At 61.4% G+C, this 19,019-nt stretch carries 17 protein-coding genes; 4 read left to right on the top strand and 13 right to left on the bottom strand.

The genetic code is table 11. The features are described from left to right. Positions 1 to 254: 254 nt before the first annotated feature. From CNX70_RS06520 to glnA, 6 genes are all read right to left on the bottom strand, one after another. Positions 255 to 1,637 (bottom strand): GAF domain-containing sensor histidine kinase, encoded by a 1,383-nt coding sequence (locus CNX70_RS06520; RefSeq protein ID WP_096234031.1) that lies wholly within the window; start codon positions 1,635 to 1,637, stop codon positions 255 to 257. Positions 1,638 to 1,771: 134 nt separating this feature from the next. Beyond that, positions 1,772 to 2,737, bottom strand: a complete 966-nt coding sequence (gene corA / locus CNX70_RS06515; protein ID WP_071079199.1) for a magnesium/cobalt transporter CorA — start codon at positions 2,735 to 2,737, stop codon at positions 1,772 to 1,774. Positions 2,738 to 2,879: 142 nt separating this feature from the next. Continuing rightward, positions 2,880 to 4,370, bottom strand: coding sequence for a nitrogen regulation protein NR(I) (gene ntrC / locus CNX70_RS06510; RefSeq protein ID WP_096234030.1), 1,491 nt, complete (start codon positions 4,368 to 4,370; stop codon positions 2,880 to 2,882). A 48-nt stretch (positions 4,371 to 4,418) separates the two neighbouring features. Further along, positions 4,419 to 5,507 carry a nitrogen regulation protein NR(II) gene (gene glnL / locus CNX70_RS06505; RefSeq protein WP_096234029.1) on the bottom strand — a complete coding sequence of 363 codons (1,089 nt, stop codon included), beginning with the start codon at positions 5,505 to 5,507 and terminating at the stop codon, positions 4,419 to 4,421. A 5-nt stretch (positions 5,508 to 5,512) separates the two neighbouring features. After that, positions 5,513 to 6,022 (bottom strand): DUF4124 domain-containing protein, encoded by a 510-nt coding sequence (locus CNX70_RS06500; RefSeq protein ID WP_341865559.1) that lies wholly within the window; start codon positions 6,020 to 6,022, stop codon positions 5,513 to 5,515. 157 nt (positions 6,023 to 6,179) lie between these two features. Then, positions 6,180 to 7,595 (bottom strand): type I glutamate--ammonia ligase, encoded by a 1,416-nt coding sequence (glnA, locus tag CNX70_RS06495; RefSeq protein ID WP_071079202.1) that lies wholly within the window; start codon positions 7,593 to 7,595, stop codon positions 6,180 to 6,182. Positions 7,596 to 7,979: 384 nt separating this feature from the next. Here glnA and CNX70_RS06490 point away from each other — a divergent pair, with 384 nt between their 5' ends. The 3 genes from CNX70_RS06490 (at position 7,980) to CNX70_RS06480 (ending at position 9,230) form a co-directional block, all read left to right on the top strand. Next, complete coding sequence (locus CNX70_RS06490) at positions 7,980 to 8,441, top strand: rhodanese-like domain-containing protein (protein ID WP_096234028.1); 462 nt, start codon at positions 7,980 to 7,982, stop codon at positions 8,439 to 8,441. A 157-nt stretch (positions 8,442 to 8,598) separates the two neighbouring features. Then, on the top strand, positions 8,599 to 8,949 hold the full coding sequence (locus CNX70_RS06485; protein WP_096234027.1) for a type II toxin-antitoxin system RelE/ParE family toxin: 351 nt from the start codon (positions 8,599 to 8,601) through the stop codon (positions 8,947 to 8,949). Then, the gene (locus CNX70_RS06480; protein WP_096234026.1) at positions 8,946 to 9,230 is read left to right on the top strand and encodes an XRE family transcriptional regulator; all 285 of its coding nucleotides are present in this window, start codon (positions 8,946 to 8,948) and stop codon (positions 9,228 to 9,230) included. Before CNX70_RS06485 ends, CNX70_RS06480 begins: the two co-directional genes overlap by 4 nt. Here CNX70_RS06480 and CNX70_RS06475 read toward each other — a convergent pair. Next, positions 9,222 to 10,565: a TAXI family TRAP transporter solute-binding subunit gene (locus CNX70_RS06475; RefSeq protein WP_096238304.1), complete on the bottom strand. Its 1,344-nt coding sequence runs from the start codon at positions 10,563 to 10,565 to the stop codon at positions 9,222 to 9,224. The two genes, CNX70_RS06480 and CNX70_RS06475, sit on opposite strands and share 9 nt — an antisense overlap. Positions 10,566 to 10,696: 131 nt before the next feature. Between CNX70_RS06475 and CNX70_RS06470 the strand changes: the two genes are divergently transcribed. After that, on the top strand, positions 10,697 to 11,302 hold the full coding sequence (locus tag CNX70_RS06470; RefSeq protein ID WP_096238303.1) for a glutathione S-transferase family protein: 606 nt from the start codon (positions 10,697 to 10,699) through the stop codon (positions 11,300 to 11,302). Here the strand turns inward: CNX70_RS06470 and CNX70_RS06465 are convergent. The 6 genes from CNX70_RS06465 to CNX70_RS06440 all read right to left on the bottom strand — a co-directional run bounded on the left by CNX70_RS06465 (position 11,299) and on the right by CNX70_RS06440 (position 19,003). Continuing rightward, positions 11,299 to 11,679 carry a hypothetical protein gene (locus CNX70_RS06465; RefSeq protein WP_096234025.1) on the bottom strand — a complete coding sequence of 127 codons (381 nt, stop codon included), beginning with the start codon at positions 11,677 to 11,679 and terminating at the stop codon, positions 11,299 to 11,301. The two genes, CNX70_RS06470 and CNX70_RS06465, sit on opposite strands and share 4 nt — an antisense overlap. 341 nt (positions 11,680 to 12,020) lie before the next feature. Next, positions 12,021 to 15,137, bottom strand: coding sequence for a transglycosylase domain-containing protein (locus CNX70_RS06460; protein ID WP_096234024.1), 3,117 nt, complete (start codon positions 15,135 to 15,137; stop codon positions 12,021 to 12,023). A gap of 369 nt (positions 15,138 to 15,506) precedes the next feature. Next, entirely contained in the window at positions 15,507 to 16,292 is a 786-nt protein-coding gene (locus tag CNX70_RS06455) for a competence/damage-inducible protein A (RefSeq protein ID WP_096234023.1), read from the bottom strand. Positions 16,293 to 16,323: 31 nt separating this feature from the next. After that, positions 16,324 to 17,151, bottom strand: coding sequence for an EI24 domain-containing protein (locus tag CNX70_RS06450; RefSeq protein WP_096234022.1), 828 nt, complete (start codon positions 17,149 to 17,151; stop codon positions 16,324 to 16,326). Further along, complete coding sequence (locus CNX70_RS06445) at positions 17,151 to 18,191, bottom strand: sterol desaturase family protein (protein ID WP_096234021.1); 1,041 nt, start codon at positions 18,189 to 18,191, stop codon at positions 17,151 to 17,153. The genes CNX70_RS06450 and CNX70_RS06445 overlap by 1 nt, the downstream gene beginning before the upstream one ends. Beyond that, on the bottom strand, positions 18,188 to 19,003 hold the full coding sequence (locus CNX70_RS06440; RefSeq protein WP_096238302.1) for a polysaccharide deacetylase family protein: 816 nt from the start codon (positions 19,001 to 19,003) through the stop codon (positions 18,188 to 18,190). Before CNX70_RS06440 ends, CNX70_RS06445 begins: the two co-directional genes overlap by 4 nt. Positions 19,004 to 19,019 lie beyond the last annotated feature (16 nt).

Genomic DNA, 19,019 nt, shown 5'->3' with positions numbered 1-19,019 from the left:
TGCGCCAAAGGGCTTCCCGAATTTAATGAATGATGCATAGCCGCCATGCCACTACCGGTCAAAGGCCCAGCTGCCATTGGCAAAACTAAACCTTAATGAGCCATCAAAACACGCGGAATTGGGAGGTGTCAACGATGTACTGAGCGTGGGAATAGAAAACAACAATTTATAATTCAGTAATACTATTTTGCACAATCATGGTGTACGGTATGCACCAGGAATAAGCGTCGCTGCACTATGTCAGTGAGATTTTTTCACGCCTGCGTGGAGGCCAGCGGCAGCCTGATCTGTATGTGACAGCCGGGAGTGCAGTCGATGGCGCACACCTGGCCGCCCAGTTGCTGCACGATGGTGTAGACGATGTGCATGCCCAGGCCGGAGCCGCCCTGGCCCCGCTTGGTGGTGAAAAACGGTTCAAACATATGTTCGCGCACGGCCGGCGCCAGGCCGATGCCGTCGTCGGAAAATTCCAGCAGCAGCCAGCGCAAATCGGCCTCATCGCCGTCCGCCTCGATGCGCGCGCGTATCGTGATGCGCCCTGGCCCACCCTGCGGATAGCCATGGCGGGCGCTGTTCATCAGCAGGTTCGAGATAATTTGCGACAGCTTGCCGGCCGCCAGGCGCACCTGGCAATCGGGCGCGATATCGAGTTCCACGCCCAGCGCCGCCTTGCGCAGCTCGGGGCTGTGCGCCGACACCAGGCCGTGCACATAGTCGTGCAGCGCCAGGTCGGCCACGTATTCGCTGACCTGGTCCACGGCCAGCTGCTTGAAATTGCCGATCAGGTCGGCCGCGCGCGCCAGGTTGCGCTCGATCAAGGCCGCTGCGCCTTTGAGCGATTCGGCAATGTCGATCAGTTCGGCGCGGCTGACCTTGGCGCCGCCCAGCAGCTGCACCAGCTGGTCGGCATAGCTGCCCATGCTCGACGCGGCCGTCAGCGCCACGCCGATGGGCGTGTTGACTTCATGCGAGACACCCGCCACCAGCGAACCGAGGGCCGCCATCTGTTCTTGCTCGACCAGGTTCGCTTGCGCCGCCAGCAGCGATTCGGTACGCACGCGCACGATTTCTTCCAGCTGCTGCGTGCGCTCCTGGTGCTGCAGCTCGGCCGCGCCGCGGGCCGAGAAGATCGACAGCAGCAGCAAGGCCAGCAAGCGCTTGTTTTCATCGATGGGACGCGTGTCGATGGCCGACAGGATGCCCAGGGTCTTGCCATCGGTATCGATCAGCGGCATGCCGACATAGCTTTCCGCCCGCATGTCGACCAGCAGGCTATCGAATGGAAAGCGACGCTGGATATCGCTGCCATGAAAACACATGCTTTGGCAGGTTACGTCCTGGCAAGGCGTGTGCTGCAGGCTGTATTCGATATTCGGCTGGTAGCCGTCGCCGCCCCACAGGGCCAGCGTGCGGATGCCTTCGCTGCCATCGTCCATGTGCACCAGGCGCCCGGCGATCACATAGTGCACGTCGAGCGCTTCGGCCAGGTCCTTGACGAGGATGCGCAGGAAGTCGTCGCCACGGGCGTGCGCCGTCGAGGCCGTAATCGAGCGCAGGGCCGCTTCCGCCAGGGTGCGTCGCTGCTCGGGATCGAACAGGGGTTCTTGCGAATTCACATCAAACAACGGAATACTCATGAATGCTCCTGCGCAGCATTGGAAGCGCCAGACAACCTGCCGGCGTGGCAACCCTCAGCCATGGCCCGCCCGAGCGGACCTGCCGCGATTGTACCCCTGGCTATTGTTTAATAATACAGATACGCAGGAATTTTTTATAGCCAGCCGGAACGCTTGAACAAGTAATACATATAACCGCAGACACAACTCATCAGTCCCACGGCCACGGGATAGCCGTATTGCCAGTCCAGCTCCGGCATGAACTTGAAGTTCATGCCCCACACGCCGGCAAACGCGGTAAATACGGCGAAAATAGCTGCCCAGGCCGCCAACTGCTTGTTCACTTCGCTCTCGTCGATGGCCACCATCGACAGGTTCACCTGGATGGCAGTACTGATGGTGTCGCGGATGGTGTCGAGCGTGCCATTGATGCGCGCCAGATGATCGTGCACGTCGCGGAAATACTCCTGGGTATCGTGGCACAGCGGCGGCACCCTCCCTCCGTGCAGCTTGCCCACCGCTTCCATCAGGGGCGCCACCACGTGACGCAAGACCATGACTTTGCGTTTCAATTGATACAGCCGTTCGATATTGTCGCGCTCGGTGCCACGGTCGAAGATGCGGTCCTCGATCAGTTCCAGTTCCGATTCCAGCGCGTCGAGCACGGGAAAATAACGGTCGACGACGGCGTCCATCAGCGCGTACAGCACGAAGGCCGAGCCCTGGCGCAGCAAGTGTGGTTCGCGCTCGGCGCGCGCGCGCACGCCAAGAAAACCTTGCGAGCTGTTGCTGCGTGACGAAAGCACGTAATTGGCGCCGACAAAGATGTCGACTTCACCCATGACCAGTTCGTTTTCGACCATTTCCACGGTTTTCACCACGGCAAACAGGGAGTCGCCATATTCCTCGATCTTCGGACGCTGGTGGCCCCGCTGCGCATCCTCGACGGCCAGTTCATGCAGGCAAAACTCGTGCTGCATCTGTTTCAGCTCGTCCGGCGTGGCATCGAGCAGGGCTACCCAGACGAAGCAATCGGGGCGCTCGACGTAATCGCTGATATCGTCAATCGGCAAGTCGGCCAGTTTTTTGCCATCCTGGTAGGCCACGCAGTTAATCAGCATACAGTTCCACAATGAAAGTTAAGACCGGACGAAACCGTCCGGCAAGCGCCAGCTTACCTTATCGCCTGCTGTGGGTGTTGTGGCGTGCAAGAAACACCGGGAGGGAACGCGGACGGGACAGACGTCCCGTCCGGAAGATAGATCAATCGTCCTTGGCGCCGTCGATGCCCAGTTCGGAGATCTTGCGGGTGATGGTGTTGCGGCCGATGCCCAGACGCACGGCGGCGTCGTTCTTGCGCCCGTGCGTATGCTTGAGCGCCGTCTTGATCAGGGCCGACTCGAATTGCCGCCCCAGCACCGCCATGACTTCCTGTTGCCCGGCACCCAGCATGCCGGCCGCCTGCAATTCCAGCAAACCGATCCAGCCCGGCGGCGCACCGGTGGCGGGCGCGGCGGCGTCAAATACCTGGCCGCCATGCGGATGAGCCACGGCCGGCGGCGGCGCTTCGCCATGCGCTGCGGGAGCGCCGGCATCGCCCTGCCCCTGCGTCAATTCCAGCGGCAAGTCCTTGATTTCCACCGTCTGGCCGGGCGCCATCACGGTGATCCAGTTGCACAGGTTTTCCAGCTGGCGCACATTGCCGGGCAAATCGAGGCCGCTGAGAAATTGCATCGTCGGTTCGCTCATGCGCTTGGCTTCCACCCCCAGCTGGCGCGCGCTTTGCACCAGGAAGTGGCGCACCAGGATGGGGATATCCTCGCGCCGCTCCCTCAAACTGGGCAGGCGCAAACGGATCACGTTCAGGCGATGATACAAGTCTTCGCGGAACAGGCCGTCGCGCACGCGCTGCTCGAGGTTCTGGTGCGTGGCCGTAATGACGCGCACGTTGGCCTTCATGGGCTGGTGCCCGCCGACGCGATAGAAATGGCCATCGGACAGCACGCGCAACAGCCGCGTCTGCAGGTCGAACGGCATGTCGCCGATTTCATCGAGGAACAAAGTACCGTTCTCGGCTTGCTCGAAGCGACCCCGGCGCGTCGTCTGCGCGCCCGTAAACGCCCCCCGTTCATGGCCGAACAATTCGGATTCCAGCAAATCTTTCGGGATCGCCGCCGTGTTCAGGGCAATGAAGGGCTGCGCCGCACGCGGACTGTGCTTGTGCAGCGCACGCGCCACCAGCTCCTTGCCGGAACCGGATTCACCCGTGATGAGCACCGTCACATTCGATTGCGACAGACGGCCGATGGCGCGGAAGACTTCCTGCATGGCCGGTGCCTGGCCGAGGATCTCCGGCGTTTCCGACGGGCCCGACTCGACGCTGGTCTCGCGCAGACTCTCTTCCAGCGCGCGGCGGATCAGTTCGACAGCCTTGTCGATGTCGAAGGGCTTGGCCAGGTATTCGAAGGCACCGCCCTGGAAGGCCGCGACGGCCGAATCGAGGTCGGAAAAGGCGGTGATGATGATGACAGGCAAGCCGGGAAAGCGCGACTTGACCGTCTGCAACAGCTCCAGGCCGGACGCGCCCGGCATGCGGATATCGGACACGAGCACTTGCGGCGTGTCAAACTCCAGTGCAGCGATGGCGTCGCGTGCATTGGCAAAACTCTTGGTGGCGAGATTTTCCCGCGCCAGGGCTTTTTCCAGCACCCAGCGGATTGATTCGTCGTCGTCAACTATCCAGATTGGCTTCATTAGTGTGTGCGTCCCGCAATGGATTTCATGGGTGGGATACTTCCTCGCTTATGGCAAGGGGAGAACGATCCTGAAATCGGTGTATCCAGGCCGGCTTTCGCACTCGATCACGCCCAGGTGCTGTTGCACGAAGGTTTGCGCCAAGGTCAGTCCCAGCCCGCTGCCGCCATCCCTGCCCGACACCAGCGGGTAGAAAATCCGGTCGCGGATCTGGGGTGCGATGCCCGGTCCATTGTCAATGATATGCAAGTCTAATGCCAGGTTGTAGCGGACCTTGGCCAGAGTCACCTGGCGCGCCACGCGCGTCTTGAAAATCAGCTCTGCATCGCCCGCCTCGATGCGCTCGGCCAGCGCTTGCGCCGCGTTGTGCGCGATATTGAGCACGGTCTGTATCAATTGCTCCTTGTCGCCGCGAAACTCGGGGATCGAAGCATCGTAATCGCGCGAAATGGTCAGGCCGCTGGGAAACTCGGCCAGGATCAGGCTGCGCACGCGCTCGCACACTTCATGGATATTCACGTCACCCACGATGTGCGGGCGGCGGTGCGGCGCCAGCAGGCGGTCGACCAGGGTTTGCAGCCGGTCCGCTTCCTTGATGATGACTTGCGTGTATTCGCGCAGCTCGCTCAGGTGCAGGGCCGGCAACTCCAGCTCCAGCAGCTGCGCCGCGCCGCGGATGCCGCCCAGCGGGTTCTTGATTTCATGCGCCAGGTTGCGGATCAGCTCCTTGTTGACCTGGCTCTGGTCGAGGATACGCTCCTCGCGGTCGAGTTTTAACTGCTGCACGTTTTCGCGCAGCTCGATCAGCACGCCGTCGCGCGGCGCGTCGAGCGCGCTGACGATGCTGTGCACGCGCAGCGGTTCGCGCCCCAGGCGCTCCAGGCTCAGGTCCTGGCGCAAGTCAGAAAACTTGTGTTCAAGCGCCTGCGCGCAGATGCCGGCCAGCTCCTCGGGATTGAGGAACAGCGCCGTCAGCTTTTGCCGCGACAAGGCTTTCAACGAGCTTTCCAGCAGGTTTTCCGCGGCCGCGTTGGCATAGCTGATGCGCCCGTCGCCGTCAAGCAGGATCACGGCCGAAGCGAGCAAATCAAGGCCGGCCAGGTGGGCGGGACGGCTGGAATGGTTGTCTATTGTCATGTGCTTTACCGAATATTCGCAATCTCGCGTTTCAGGGCCTCGACGTTCTGCTGGGTCCGGTTTATATTCTCTTTCAACTGCGCCGCTCTTTCCTGATACTTGGCATAGTTGCGTTCATTGCCCTGGCGTTCAGGCTGGCCCTCATTGAACTCCAGGCGCTGGGCCGCCAGTTTCTGCTCTTCGCTGCGCAATTCGTCCTGCAGGATCTGGCGCCGGTCCAGGTCGCGCGCACGCTGCTCTGCACCATCGACCTTGGGAAACGCGCCAGCGACAGGCGCCGCCGTGGCCACCGCCTGCGTGGCGGGCCGCGCAGGCGCGCCGGCCAGCGGCGCCGTCTTGCGTGGCGGCTCCGTCATGGCGCCCGGCAAATCGAGCAGCTGGCAATGCGCGCCAGCCCGCTTGTCCGTGTACGTCTTGTGTCCTTGCGCATCGGCGCACACATACAACTGCCCATGCGCCTGTGTCGCCGCGCCCAGCAATCCTGCCATCAGCGCCGTTCTGTAATGCTTGGTCAATCTTCACTCCTGTCGGCACATGCCGCATCGTTCCTGGGCCGACTATACAACACTGCACTGGCGCCGCCTTGGCGCGCCGCATAAAAAAACGCGGGCAAGACCGATCGCCTCACCCGCGTTTTTTATTCACTACCGGCAAGTTGCCGGCATGGCGCCATTACAGCGAGTAGTACATGTCGAACTCGGCAGGATGCGTGGTCATGCGCATGCGCTGCACGTCCTGCATTTTCAGTTCCAGGTAAGCGTCGATCATGGAATCGCTGAACACGCCGCCACGGGTCAGGAACTCGCGATCCTTGTCCAGGGCTTCCAGTGCTTCTTCCAGCGAAGCGCACACGGTCGGGATCAATGCGTCTTCTTCTGGCGGCAGATGGTACAGATCTTTCGAGGCGGCTTCACCAGGATGGATCTTGTTGGCAACGCCGTCCAGGCCAGCCATCAGCAGTGCGGCGAAGCACAGGTACGGGTTCGCCAGTGGATCCGGGAAGCGCGCTTCGACGCGGCGGCCTTTTGGATTGGCCACGTGCGGGATACGGATCGAGGCGGAACGGTTTTTCGCCGAGTACGCCAGTTTCACCGGAGCTTCGTAGCCTGGCACCAGACGCTTGTACGAGTTGGTGCCCGGGTTGGTGATCGCGTTCAGTGCCTTGGCGTGCTTGATGATGCCGCCGATGTAGTACAGGGCGAAATCGGACAGGCCGGCATAGCCGTCGCCAGCGAACAGGTTTTTGCCATCTTTCCATACGGATTGATGCACGTGCATGCCCGAACCGTTGTCGCCAACGATAGGTTTCGGCATGAAGGTGGCGGTCTTGCCATAGCTGTGCGCCACGTTCCACACCACGTATTTCAGGTTTTGCGTCCAGTCGGCGCGCTCGACCAGGGTCGAGAAGCGGGTGCCGATTTCATTCTGGCCTGCGCCAGCGACTTCGTGATGATGTACCTCAACCGGGATGCCCAAGGACTCCAGGATCAGGCACATTTCCGAACGCATGTCCTGGAAGCTGTCCACTGGTGGCACGGGGAAGTAGCCGCCCTTGACGGTAGGACGGTGGCCGCTGTTGCCGCCTTCGATGTCCTTGCCGGTCGACCACGAACCTTCGTCCGAACCGATCTTGACGAAGCAGCCCGACATGTCGATCTTCCAGCGCACGCTGTCGAAGATGAAGAATTCTGGCTCAGGGCCGAAGTAGGCGGTGTCGCCCATGCCCGACGATTTCAAGTAGGCTTCGGCGCGTTTCGCGATCGAGCGCGGGTCGCGGTCATAGCCCTTGCCGTCCGACGGTTCGATCACGTCGCACTGCATGAACAAGGTCGTTTCTTCCATGAACGGGTCGATATTGGCCGTGTTTGGATCCGGCAGCAAGATCATGTCGGACGCTTCGATGCCTTTCCAGCCAGCGATCGAAGAACCGTCAAAGGCGTGGCCCGACTCGAATTTGTCCATGTCGAAGTGCGACACGGGAACCGTCACGTGCTGCTCTTTACCACGGGTATCAGCAAAGCGGAAATCAACGAATTTGACTTCGTTTTCTTCTACCATCTTCAAGACTTCTGCGGCTGTCATTGCCATGCGTATCTCCTAAATGAATGTGGGGTGAGCCGACCTTAATGCGTCTGGGCTGATGAAGCGAAGCAAACATTGCGTGCCACCAAAACTCATAAGGATCATAGCAGATTCCATGCCAGCTCCTGAAGCGCCTTGGCCCCGGCAGCAAAATGACTGCCATCCCAGTGAAAGTTTTCCTGCCCGCGCTTTTCACGCGCGGTTGCGCCACATCAAGAATGCACTATGCAAGTGCAAAAAACGAATAACGCACTATTATCGTGCATTTTTCACGACTTCCTGAAAAATGCCTTCTTGTGGTGCATGCGCCGTGCACCGTGCTTTCCCGTTTGCGGGGCGCGGACGGCGCACTATAATCGTTCACACCTATCCACTTTCATCGAGGACGCCATGACTACCGCCGCCGACATCCTGACCACCGCCCGCAGCCGGGCCAATGAAGGTACGCCGTATGCCGGCGCCATCACGCCGCAGGAAGCGTACGAGCTGCTGCAGGGCGATGCCGCCGTCAAGCTCATCGATGTGCGCACGAATGCCGAGCGCGACTGGGTCGGCCGGGTCGACATCGCCGATACCCAGCATGGCGCGGTGCAGTGGGCCACCTACCCGGGCGGCGTGCCGAATCCCGACTTCCTCGCGCAGTTGGCGGCCCAGGCCGGCAAGGACGAGGTGCTACTGTTCCTGTGCCGCTCCGGCGTGCGTTCGCGCCATGCGGCCAAGCTGGCGACCGAACACGGCTATATCAATTGCTTCGACATCCTCGAAGGTTTTGAAGGCGACAAGGACGCGGACGGCCACCGCAAGCAGATCGGTGGCTGGTGCAAGGCCGGGCTGCCGTGGCTGGGCGCCTGACGCTGGCCGCCTGACTATCTGAACCGTGTTTGATCTGGCGGGCCACCTTGTGGCTCGCCATGGGCTACAACCATCCATGCGCGCCTGTTTTCTTCCATTGCGGCGCAAATTCCCCTTGCGAACATGTACCTTATATAGTACAACGTAGAGGTGCGTCATGGATGCTTCCGGCTTGCGGCAGATTACCCTGCTGTTTTATGCAAACGGCAATGGCGGCGAACCCGTGCGCGACTGGCTCAAATCGTTGCCCATCGAAGAGCGCCATGTGATCGGGCAAGACTTGATGCATGCGCAATGGCGCTGGCCCGTGGGCATGCCCCTGTGCCGGCATCTGGGGCAAGGTCTATCGGAAATTCGCAGCAGCTTGCCCGGCAACCGCATCGCCCGCGTGCTGATCTGCCATCATGGCGATTGCCTGGTGGCGCTGCACGGCTTTATCAAGAAAACCCGCGCCACGCCGGACGACGACCTGGCGCTGGCCCGCAAACGCTACAAGGAACTGACATGAACGCCACCTCGCCCCATCTGGGCAGCAGCCTGGACGACTTCCTCAAGGAAGAAGGCATCTTCGAGAAAACGCAAACCCAGGCCATCAAGGAAGTGATCGCTTGGCAACTGACGCAGGCGATGCAGGAACAAGCGATGTCGAAGACGCGCATGGCGGCCCTGCTGCAGACCAGCCGCTCGCAGCTCGACCGCCTGCTCGATCCTACCAGCGACGTGACCCTGTCCACCCTGGAGCGGGCCGCCGCGCTGGTCGGGCGCAAGCTGTCGATCACCTTAGTTTGATTCCGCCGGCTGGTGCTCGCCCATCAAGGTCAAGATGCGCTTGCGCACGAAATTGATGTGGCTGCGCAAGCCATACAAGCCATCGGCAAACGACAGGGGAATCGAGATCTGGTTGACCATTTCCTCGATCTGGTCGAGCCGCGTCAATTGCGCCGCATACACTTGTGCACGCTGCTCTGGCGGCACATCTTCCAGCGCCTGCTCCACCGTGCGCAGTTGGCCATACCAGCGGTACACGCGTGAGCGGATGCGCCACACGTACAGCGGTGGCACCACGCGCGACAGCGGCAATATCAAGGCACCGAGCGCCACCACCAGCACCCACATGCGGTCGAAGAAATTGGCCAGCCAGAAACTCATATAGCGCTGCAGCACGGGTGCGCCATCCTTGTAGAACTTCAGCGCTTCGGGCGCGACGGGAATTTCCGTATAGCGCGCGGATGGGAACTGCCCCTGCTGCTGGAACCAGCCCGTGCCGCCGTGAATACTGGCCGCCGCCTGCACGAACAGGTCGATCAAGGCCGGATGCAAGTCTTCGCGCGCGACCAAGGTGGCGGTCGGTGCGATCAGGTGGTAATCCTGCGCGGGGATGTTACGCCCCAGGTCGACGATACCGCGTGGCAAGACCACATGTGTGAGGAAAGGCAGGCGCCGCGTATAAGCTTCCGCCTGGGAAAAATCAAACAGCTTGATGCCCGGCGTTTGCAGCAGCATCTGAATCAGCGGCGCTTCCGGCGCCGAGCTGAACACGAGGCCATCGATGCGCCCTTCCAGCAGCTCCACCGTGGCGGGCGTGTTCTGCAAGTCGCTGACGGTCAGTTCATTCGCTTCCACGCCATTCACGGACAGCAACTGCCGGAACAGGCTGGGCACGCCCGTGCCTTCCGGTCCCAGGTTGAGCTTCATGCCTTTCAATTGCGTCAGTTCCGTCACCGCCTTGTCTTCGCGCAAGAACAGCCACACGGGTTCCGTAAACAGGCTGCCCAAGGATATGAGGCCATGCCGTTCGGCATCGGCGTGCTCCGTCGAGCCGCTTTGCACGAAGGCAATATCGGTCTTGCCGCTATTTAAGCGCTGCAGGTTTTCCTGCGAGCCCAGCGACGGCTGCAAGGTCACCTTGACGCCGTGCCTGGCCAGGGTAGCCGCGTATTTCTTGCCGAATTCTTCATACGCGCTATTGTCCTGTCCCGTCGACAGGCTCACCTGGCGCGGTGGCGCCGGGTCGACCAGCCAATAAGCGAGCGCGCAAAACGCGCCGACCAGCAGCAGGGTGGGACCGGCAGTGGCGAGGAAATCGCGCACGGAAAAGCGACTGAACGCGAGGATTTTGGACATGTGGTGGCGCATAGGTTTCATGGGTGGCTACGATGCCAAGAAAACCTCAACTATGCAAGGCACTTTCACCGGCGCCGCGTGGCAAAATCCGCTACAGTGATAGATCGATCACCTGCCCCATGGAGCCCCGCATGCTGAAAATTCTTGGAAAAGCCGCCTCGATCAATGTCCGCAAAGTCCTGTGGACGTGCGAGGAACTCGATCTGCCGTACGAACGCGAAGACTGGGGCAGCGGCTTTCGCGCCACCGACGACCCCGCCTTCCTGGCCCTGAATCCGAACGCCATGGTGCCCGTGCTGCTTGACGGCGACCTGGTACTGTGGGAATCGAACACGATCTGCCGCTACCTGTGCGCCCAGGCGGGCCGCGACGACTTGCTGCCAAGCACACCCCGCGCCCGCGCGGAAGTGGAAAAATGGATGGATTGGCAAATGGGCGACCTCAACAACAGCTGGCGCTACGCCTTCATGTCGCTGGTGCGCCACAGCCCCGCACACCAGGATGCGGCGCAGCTGGCAGCCGGCATTGCCGGATGGAACAAGATGATGGGCATCCTGGAACAGCAGCTGCAGCGCACGGGCGCCTATGTCTGCGGTGAAACGTTCACCCTGGCCGATATCGTGCTGGGTCTGTCCGTCAAGCGCTGGCTGATGGCGCCGATGCAACGTCCAGAGACTCCGGCCATTGCCGCGTATCACGCACGCCTGGAAGATAAAACCGCCGTATTTGCCGGCTAATCGAGTTCGATTGCCTCGACCGTGCCGCCGATGACGTAGCAATCGCCATCGCGGCGCACTTCGTCCAGTGTCGCGGGATCGTCGTGCGTGTAGGTGCCGTCGACATCGACGCACCAGACGTCGCCGAAACGCAGCAACTTCACGCCGCAGCAGATGCGGTTGATGAAGTTGCCCGGCGTCTTGAGCAGCACTTCCCGCACTTCGCCCACCGTGATGGCGACCTGGCGCCAAACATCGCCATCCAGCGCATGATTTCTTGCATACAAGACGATGCGCACGGCTTGCACGCCCCCGGGCTGATACTGCTGCTCGATGGACACGAGCGCGCCATCGTCAAAGCGGTGATATTGCTGAAAAATCTGCTGCGTCTTGTCCAATTGCACTCCCTCAAAAAAAACCGGCCCGTGAAGGCTAATGCCGTTCAGAGAGCGCCCCTATGCGACCAGTAGACCTGCAACACGGATTAAAGCCCCGGTCGCCCGCACAGGTGTACCGGGCCAAGCGAGCCTGAAAAATGTCGAGGGCAAGGCGCAGCGACGAAGACAGTACGCATGTACGGCTAGGAGCTGCAACGCCGCCATCGGCATTTTCTCGGGCTCGCGTCTCCGGCCCGCCATTTTTATGTTTTTACGCCTTACACCTTTGCCTTTAAATGCGTCGGACAGCTTAACTGAACGGCATTAGCCCGTGAAGGCCGGATTTCAGCTGCAACAATACCTTAATTCGTGCACTGTTTCGCCACGCCCTCGGCCGGCGCGGGCGGCTCGATCAGCGGCATCAGGCTTGGCGCCAGCGACACCAGCAATTGCACGGGCAAGGCGCTGGTGAAATCGTAGTTTTTCGATTCCGGCCCGCGCACATACGCCGTCATGCTGCCATAGAAGCGCTCGCCGATATTGAACACGAACGTGGCCGAGCGGTTCACATAGCGCGACTCGATCAGGCGGCCACCGGCGCCATACACGTCGAAGCGCTGGTCGCCCGTGCCCGTCTTGCCGCCCATCGGAATCGGCACGCCATCGGCACCGACAAACGCCGTCTTGGCCCGCTTCGCCGTACCATCCGACACCACTTCGCGGATGGCCTTGGCCACGGCTTTCGCCACGTCCGGCGACAGCACTTGTTCCGCCTCCACCTTGCTGCCCCGCTTGAGCATGGTGTCATACGGCGTATTCGCGGCGAAATGCATGGAATCGATGCGCACGCTTGGTTTGCGCACGCCATCGTTGATGATGATGCCCATCAACTCGGCCAGCGCGGCGGGACGGTCGGCCGACGCGCCCAGGGTCGTCGCGTAAGACGGCACCAGCGAATCGAACGGGTAGCCCATCTTCTTCCATTGGCGGTGGATTTCCAGGAACCCCTCCACTTCCAGCAAGTTGGCGATACGGCGGTCCTGCGCATGCTTGCGGTGCGTATTGAACAGCCATTTATACACTTCCTGGCGTTCCTTTTCGCTGGCCGCCACCATCTGCGACAGGGTGGAACCCTCGTGCTGGCGCAGATACGCCACCATCCACAGCTCCAGCGGATGCACATTGGCCAGATAACCGCGGTCGGCCAAAGACCAGTTTTCCATCGCATACTGCTGGTACATCTTGGCCACGCGCTCGGGCGGCACTTCATTTTGCGACGGCAAGTTGGCGTTCAGGAAATCGCCGAATTCCGCCACCGTGCCCTTCGGATTGATGGTGCGGAAGATATTTGCCAGGCGCACGGGGGTCGGGCGGATGCTGGCCAGCAGGATCTTTTCCTGCTCGTCGACGCTCTTGCCGCGGTACTTCTGATAGAAGCGGTGCAGGAATTCGCGCCCTTCCTTGTCGGCAAAACGGCTCAGGTACTGCGCGCGGCGCGGATCGTCCGCGTCCGCCAGCAGCGAGGCCGAGGAATCGGGACGCGAGAACATGTAGTAGCGGGCCACATCGCGCATCAGGCGCACGAACACCAGGTTGGTCGACTGGCGCAGCGCCTGCTGCACCGTCATGATGCGGCTGTCGTCGAGCTTGGAGAAGTTGCCGAAATGATGCAAGCCGCCGCCCGTGAAGAAGCCTTCACCCGGATTGCCCGAATACTGGCGTTGCATGGCGGCCGCCAGCATGGCGGGCAAGTTGCGCGCCTCGCCCAGCGGCAATGGTTTCAAGTAGGCAATCGCCCACTGCGACAGCATGTCCTTCGGATCGACGGCGATTTTATTCAGTTCGGCGGCGCCCATGCCGCTGTAGCGCTGGTGCAGCTGGTCGATGATGTCCAGATACGTGACCAGGGTGCGCAACTTGGCCGTCGAACCGAGGTCCAGCTTGGCGCCCTCGTTGATGTCGAGCGGCTGGTCAAAATTATCCGTTTGCACGCGCAGCAAGTTGGCTTGCTCGCCCTTTTGCAGCAGGGTAAAACTGTAGACCACGTTGGCCGGGTCGCCATTTCCCAGCATGCCCTTGCCCGTCAGCCCGGCCGCTTTCGCCACTTCCGGGTCGCGCAGCTCACGCAAGACCTTGGTGACGGCGTTTTGCGCCTGGGCGTCGAGCGTGCTGACCACCTTCAGGTCGAGACGGTCGAGGTTGTACAAGCGCGGATCGCCGAGCATGCTGGCCAGATGATTGCGCACGGCATTCGACGCCTTGCGCGTGACGAACGAGGTCGATGCTTCCGACTGCACGCCCGAGGCCGTCGACGGGCGCAGCTTCTCGGCGATAGCCGCATCGCGCAGCTGCGGCGAAATCACGCCCGCTTGCGCCAGCAGGCGCAGATGGCTGTTGGTCAATTCTTCCAGGTCGGCGCCGCCGGCCACCAGGTAATGCGAAGGACGGCGCTGCGCAATCAAGAGGCTCAGCGCCTGCTTGTAGGCCAGCGCACTGTCCGGCTGGTCCATATTACCCTTGAGCAAAGTTTTCACTTCGGCAAACGGCCGGCCATACCAGACCCACATGCCGTCGCCAATGCCGTTGACTTCGCCAAAGCCGCTCTTGGCCGACAGCGGCACGGTATTGAGGTAATTGACGACGATCTTGCGCCGCGCTTCCATGGTGTTTTCGCCATCCTGGTACGAGCGCAGGCTGGCCGAAATCATCTGCAGCAATTTATCCTGCATGGAACTGGTGCGGCCGTCTTCCGAATGGCGGTATTTTTCGATCTGCGTGGCCAGGGTACTGCCGCCACCGCCGCGGTGGCCGCCGAACAGGTTCAGCGCCTTGTCGAAGGCGGCCTTGCTGAGGCGGTCCCATTCCACGGCCGGGTTACGCTCGGGCGTGCCCGGGTCGAGCAATTCGCGGTTTTCGATGAACAGCAGGCTTTGTACCAGCGCGGGCGGCGCGTCGGCAAAGCCGTCGAACATGCGCTCGGGATAGCTGGCCGCGAACAGGGGCGCGGCGCGGCAATCGAGGATGGTCAGTCCGGCGCGATTTTTCTCGTGATACGTGGCAAAGATGCCCCGGTCGACCAGCTCCACCATCTTCGGCGACATGCGCGCCTGCGCCGTGACGGCATAGTCGCGCGCATTCAGCTTGGTGATGAAGTCAGGCAGGCTGGCATAGCCGAGCCGCTCATCGTATGGGCCGTGCTGCGGATAGCGAATGGCGCCCGCCGGCGCGGGGCCAGGCTCGACCTTGAACGTCAGCTGGCGGTCCAGACGCGTGAAAAACTCGGCCTGCAGGGCCGAGGTGCGCACTTCGCGCATGACGAACCACGCCACGCCGGCGATCAGCGCCAGCACGATGATGGCAAAGATCGGCCAGATGCGCGAACGGCGCTTCTTCGGCGGGCTCGCCGGCGGCGGCGCCTCGGCAGCTGGATCAGAGGGGGGCCGCTCTTGCGCAGCCAGGTTGACGCCTGTGTCTTTCATGGGATGCTGGGGTAAGGTTGGGTTTGGACGGCGCGGAAAATACGGTAGCAATACCGCTCCGCGCAGGATAAGACGAGGGCCGGCCAGGGCCGGTCACTACAGAACTTGCTTAACATGATGTCCATACCGGTGAATCAAAAAAACACGCTGCTGCACAGGCAGGCAACCCCGCGTTTGACACGCCAGGCTCCTGTTCACCATTCCACCACATCGGCATGAAAACGACTGGCGAGCGCACACAAAAATCTTGCTTCATCGAAGATTTTCGCAAAAAAACAACGTCCTGGAACGGTCGCTTGCGTACATAGATTAGATGCAAGGCGGGCTGGACGCCAGCGAAAAAGCCGCCGGCGCCGGACTGGCAGCAGCTCAGATGGTGGTGTATTCCGCCTGCAGGGCATCGAGCGCGGCGCGCATGTCCGCAAAGGCGGCCGCCGCTTGCGCGGGCTCGCCCTTCACGCCCAGTTCGATATGCCGGCGCGTCTGCGCATCGCCCACGCTGGGCAGGCTGAACACCTTAATCAGCGGAAACTCCGCTTCCAGGCGCACCATCAGCGGCGTCAGCAGGGATTCGGCCGTTTCGTACACGAGCAAGGCATGTTCCGCATGCGGCACCTGATTGAACAAATGGCTGTAATGCGTGTCGAGCACCCATTCGATCATGGGCCAGGACATGACGGGAAAGCCCGGCACGAAATAATGCTCGCGCACGGCAAAGCCGGCAATCTTGTTGTACGGATTCGGAATCAGCTCGGCGCCTTCGACAAATTCCGCCATTTTCAGGCGGTGCAGGTTTTCCGGCGAGTTCAAATCGGCCGGCACGCCCGCCTCTGCTCCCATTTCCGTGATGCGCTGCTGGATATTGACCTTGCCCTGCGGATGCAGCACCAGCGGCAAGCCCAGCGCATCGGCAGCCGCCTGGCGCGTATGGTCGTCCGGCGTGGCGCCGATGCCGCCAAAGCTGAAAACGATGTCGCCGCTGGCAAAACTGCGCTTGAGCAAGGCGACCAGGCGGGCCGGTTCATCGCCCACGTATTCCGCCCAGCTCAGCTGCAAGCCCCGTGCCTTCAGCATGCTCACTACTTTCGGGAAATGCTGGTCCGTGCGCTTGCCCGACAGGATTTCGTCGCCGATGATAATCAATCCGATAGCCATGAAGCTCCCTCGTAGAATTCGATAAAAATACTCAAGCGTCCGCCGGCGCCACGTCGGTCATGCCGCGTACGCCCCGCAAACGCGACAGTGCTTCCAGGCAGTAATACTGGAACCACAGACCCGTAAAGATAAAGATCAGTACATACAGCCAGATGGCGAACGCCGCCAGGAAGGGGAAGAACACCACCGACATCACGCCACCCATCCACAGCATGCCCGGCACGGCGCCGGCCGCGCCGGAGACCATGCCGATGGCCAGCAGGGGCCAGCGCTGCGTGCGCATGATGGCGTGGCGCTCTTCCACGCTGGCGTAGTCGGCCATGGCGTCATACGCCATCACGCGGTAGGTCAGCCAGCCCCACAGCACGGCTTGCCCCACCAGTGCGGCGGGCGGAAACGCGTACAACGGCAGCATGAGCACCCAGACGACGATGAACAGCAAAAAGGTAGCCAGGGAGGTGCCGACGCTGCCAAGCAGGCTGCCGCCGTGTTTCTTTTCCAGCTGCGGAAAATGCCGCCCGCCAATATGGCGGCCGATGGCCGGCATGGCGAACAGGCCCATGAAAATGAGCGCCGTCAAGATCATCAGCGGCAACAGCATGAACATGGCGATCAGCGGCACGATGACGGCTTTCAGCACGCCCAGGCCGAAGGTGGCCAGCACCTGCCCGCTGGTGCGGAAGAAATCGTACTGCGTGAACAGCGCATGCAGGCTGTCGATCAGCGGCTGCAGGCCCACATACAGCAGGGCGCCCCACAGGATCAGCGAGAGGATGAAGGGCGCGACGCTCAGCAGCAGTATCTTGCCGTGCAATTGCGATAGCAAGGCGCGGCCATACGAATTCAACACATTACGCATCAACGGCGTCCTTTTCGTTTCAATCTTGCAAATTCCACCATGCGGCGCAGGCCCAGCCATTGTTGTTGCCAGAAGCCGCGGCCATACTCGCGTCCCGGCCGGCCTACGCCATTGCTGTCGATGCGGGCCAACTGGTCGCGCACGCCCGTGCGCGCATAGCCCGCCGAGAAATTCGCGGTGCCCAGCAGCATATCCCAAATCGGCAAGACCACGCCGAAGTTGCAGCCCCCCATGCTGCCCTTGCCTTTCGACTCGTGCCCCACGCCGATCGCGTGGTGCGTGCGGTGGAAACGGGGCGAGATCAGCAGCCGCTCGCCGATGCGGCCGAAGTGCATCCTCACATTCGCATGCTGCAAGCTTTGCAGAATGCGCGAAATCGACACCAGCAGCACATACTGGCCCGGCGGCACGCCGATACCCAGCGCCACCAGCGCCATCACCACGTCGCGCAGGAAGTCATCGAGCAAGTGGTTGCGGTCATCGCTCCACAAGTTCATGTTTTGCTGGCTGTGATGCAGGCTGTGCAAGCCCCACCACCAGCCGAAACGGTGCGAAGCCCGATGGTAGCAATAATCGACGAAGTCCAGTATCACAAAATAAATGATGAAACTGAACAAGGGACTGATGCCGGGCAACAGCGACTCCAGGTTGAATGGATGAATATTATCGAAACGCAAAGCACCGGCCAAGGCATCCATCAGCGGATCGAGCGTAAAGAAGACCAGCACGGAAAACAGGCCGATGCGGTGCAGGACGGTATACAGAAAATCGTTCCAGCGGGCGCGCGGGTCGGTCATCTTTTGCGCGGGAATCAAGGCTTCGAGCGGACGCAGCACGAGAAACAGCAGCACCAGTTCGCACAGGCCGATCAGCAGCCATTCCGTGCCCTCGAACGCCTCTTCCGTGAATTCGCCAAAGCCCAGGTGATACACGAGGGGATTCACCACAGTCTGGAATAGCCAGCCTTGCGCCACGCCAAAGGCGTCGACCACGGCATCGATGGCGGGCGTGACGAGGCTGACGATGTCGGCAACGGTCATGGCTGGCCCTTCTTCTGCGCGTAGGCGGGATGCTCGCGCAGGGTGGCAAAGCAGAAACCCTTGTCTTGCAAGCCGGAAATCAAGGCATCCAGGTTGGCGGGCGCCCACGGCTCCTTGCGCGACCAGATGCCCATGTGCGAAATGAAAATGTCGCCGCTGCGCAAGTTGGCCAGCGCTTTTTTCAGCAGCATGGCGTTTGGATACTTCTCGCTGGGCAGCTCATCGCCCGAGTAGCCCGCCGGCGCCCAGCCCGCGTGCTGGTAGCCGCAAGCGCTGCCGGCTGCCAGGGTACGCGGCGAGGTGTAGCCGCCTGGCGCGCGCCAGAACGGATCGAGCTTGCGCCCGGTCAGCTCCTGGAAGCGTGTATCGACGCGGCGCAACTCCTCGCAGAACTGTTTATCAGTGAAGGAGGCCAGCTTGCCGCCATCCTTGCCGAACTGGGGTTTGACCTGGATCAAGCCATTGGCCAGATCCTTCTTCCAGTACACATGGTCAAACGTATGCGTGCCGAACGCATGGCCTTCGGCGACCCTGGCTTTCCAGTACGGCGCCCAGGAGGCATCGAGCGAATAGTCGCCGCGCGTGGTTTTTTCATTGGCCAGGAAGAAGGTTGCCTTCACATGGCGTTGATTGAGCACGTCGGCGATCAGTTGCGCTTGCGACTGGCTGCCCGTATCGAACGTCATGTAGATGGTGCCCTTGCAGGCGGCAGGCGCGGCAGTAGGGGTAGCAAAGGCGGTGGCAGATGCGACTGGAGCGACAGGTGCGGCGGCATGCGCGGGCGACAGCATGGTGCTGACGCACAGCAGCATGGCGGGCACATGGCCC

This window comes from Janthinobacterium svalbardense, from assembly GCF_002327145.1.
GTDB lineage: Bacteria > Pseudomonadota > Gammaproteobacteria > Burkholderiales > Burkholderiaceae_D > Janthinobacterium > Janthinobacterium tructae.
This window is presented reverse-complemented; position numbering and strand designations above follow the sequence as displayed.

Excerpts from the sequence above, each read along its gene's own strand:
- CNX70_RS06520 (WP_096234031.1), bottom strand. The coding sequence starts at position 1,637 with ATGAGTATTCCGTTGTTTGATGTGAATTCGCAAGAACCCCTGTTCGAT.
- corA (WP_071079199.1), bottom strand. The coding sequence starts at position 2,737 with ATGCTGATTAACTGCGTGGCCTACCAGGATGGCAAAAAACTGGCCGAC.
- ntrC (WP_096234030.1), bottom strand. The coding sequence starts at position 4,370 with ATGAAGCCAATCTGGATAGTTGACGACGACGAATCAATCCGCTGGGTG.
- glnL (WP_096234029.1), bottom strand. The coding sequence starts at position 5,507 with ATGACAATAGACAACCATTCCAGCCGTCCCGCCCACCTGGCCGGCCTT.
- glnA (WP_071079202.1), bottom strand. The coding sequence starts at position 7,595 with ATGGCAATGACAGCCGCAGAAGTCTTGAAGATGGTAGAAGAAAACGAA.
- CNX70_RS06490 (WP_096234028.1), top strand. The coding sequence starts at position 7,980 with ATGACTACCGCCGCCGACATCCTGACCACCGCCCGCAGCCGGGCCAAT.
- CNX70_RS06485 (WP_096234027.1), top strand. The coding sequence starts at position 8,599 with ATGGATGCTTCCGGCTTGCGGCAGATTACCCTGCTGTTTTATGCAAAC.
- CNX70_RS06480 (WP_096234026.1), top strand. The coding sequence starts at position 8,946 with ATGAACGCCACCTCGCCCCATCTGGGCAGCAGCCTGGACGACTTCCTC.
- CNX70_RS06475 (WP_096238304.1), bottom strand. The coding sequence starts at position 10,565 with ATGTCCAAAATCCTCGCGTTCAGTCGCTTTTCCGTGCGCGATTTCCTC.
- CNX70_RS06470 (WP_096238303.1), top strand. The coding sequence starts at position 10,697 with ATGCTGAAAATTCTTGGAAAAGCCGCCTCGATCAATGTCCGCAAAGTC.
- CNX70_RS06460 (WP_096234024.1), bottom strand. The coding sequence starts at position 15,137 with ATGAAAGACACAGGCGTCAACCTGGCTGCGCAAGAGCGGCCCCCCTCT.
- CNX70_RS06455 (WP_096234023.1), bottom strand. The coding sequence starts at position 16,292 with ATGGCTATCGGATTGATTATCATCGGCGACGAAATCCTGTCGGGCAAG.
- CNX70_RS06450 (WP_096234022.1), bottom strand. The coding sequence starts at position 17,151 with ATGCGTAATGTGTTGAATTCGTATGGCCGCGCCTTGCTATCGCAATTG.
- CNX70_RS06445 (WP_096234021.1), bottom strand. The coding sequence starts at position 18,191 with ATGACCGTTGCCGACATCGTCAGCCTCGTCACGCCCGCCATCGATGCC.
- CNX70_RS06440 (WP_096238302.1), bottom strand. The coding sequence starts at position 19,003 with ATGCTGCTGTGCGTCAGCACCATGCTGTCGCCCGCGCATGCCGCCGCA.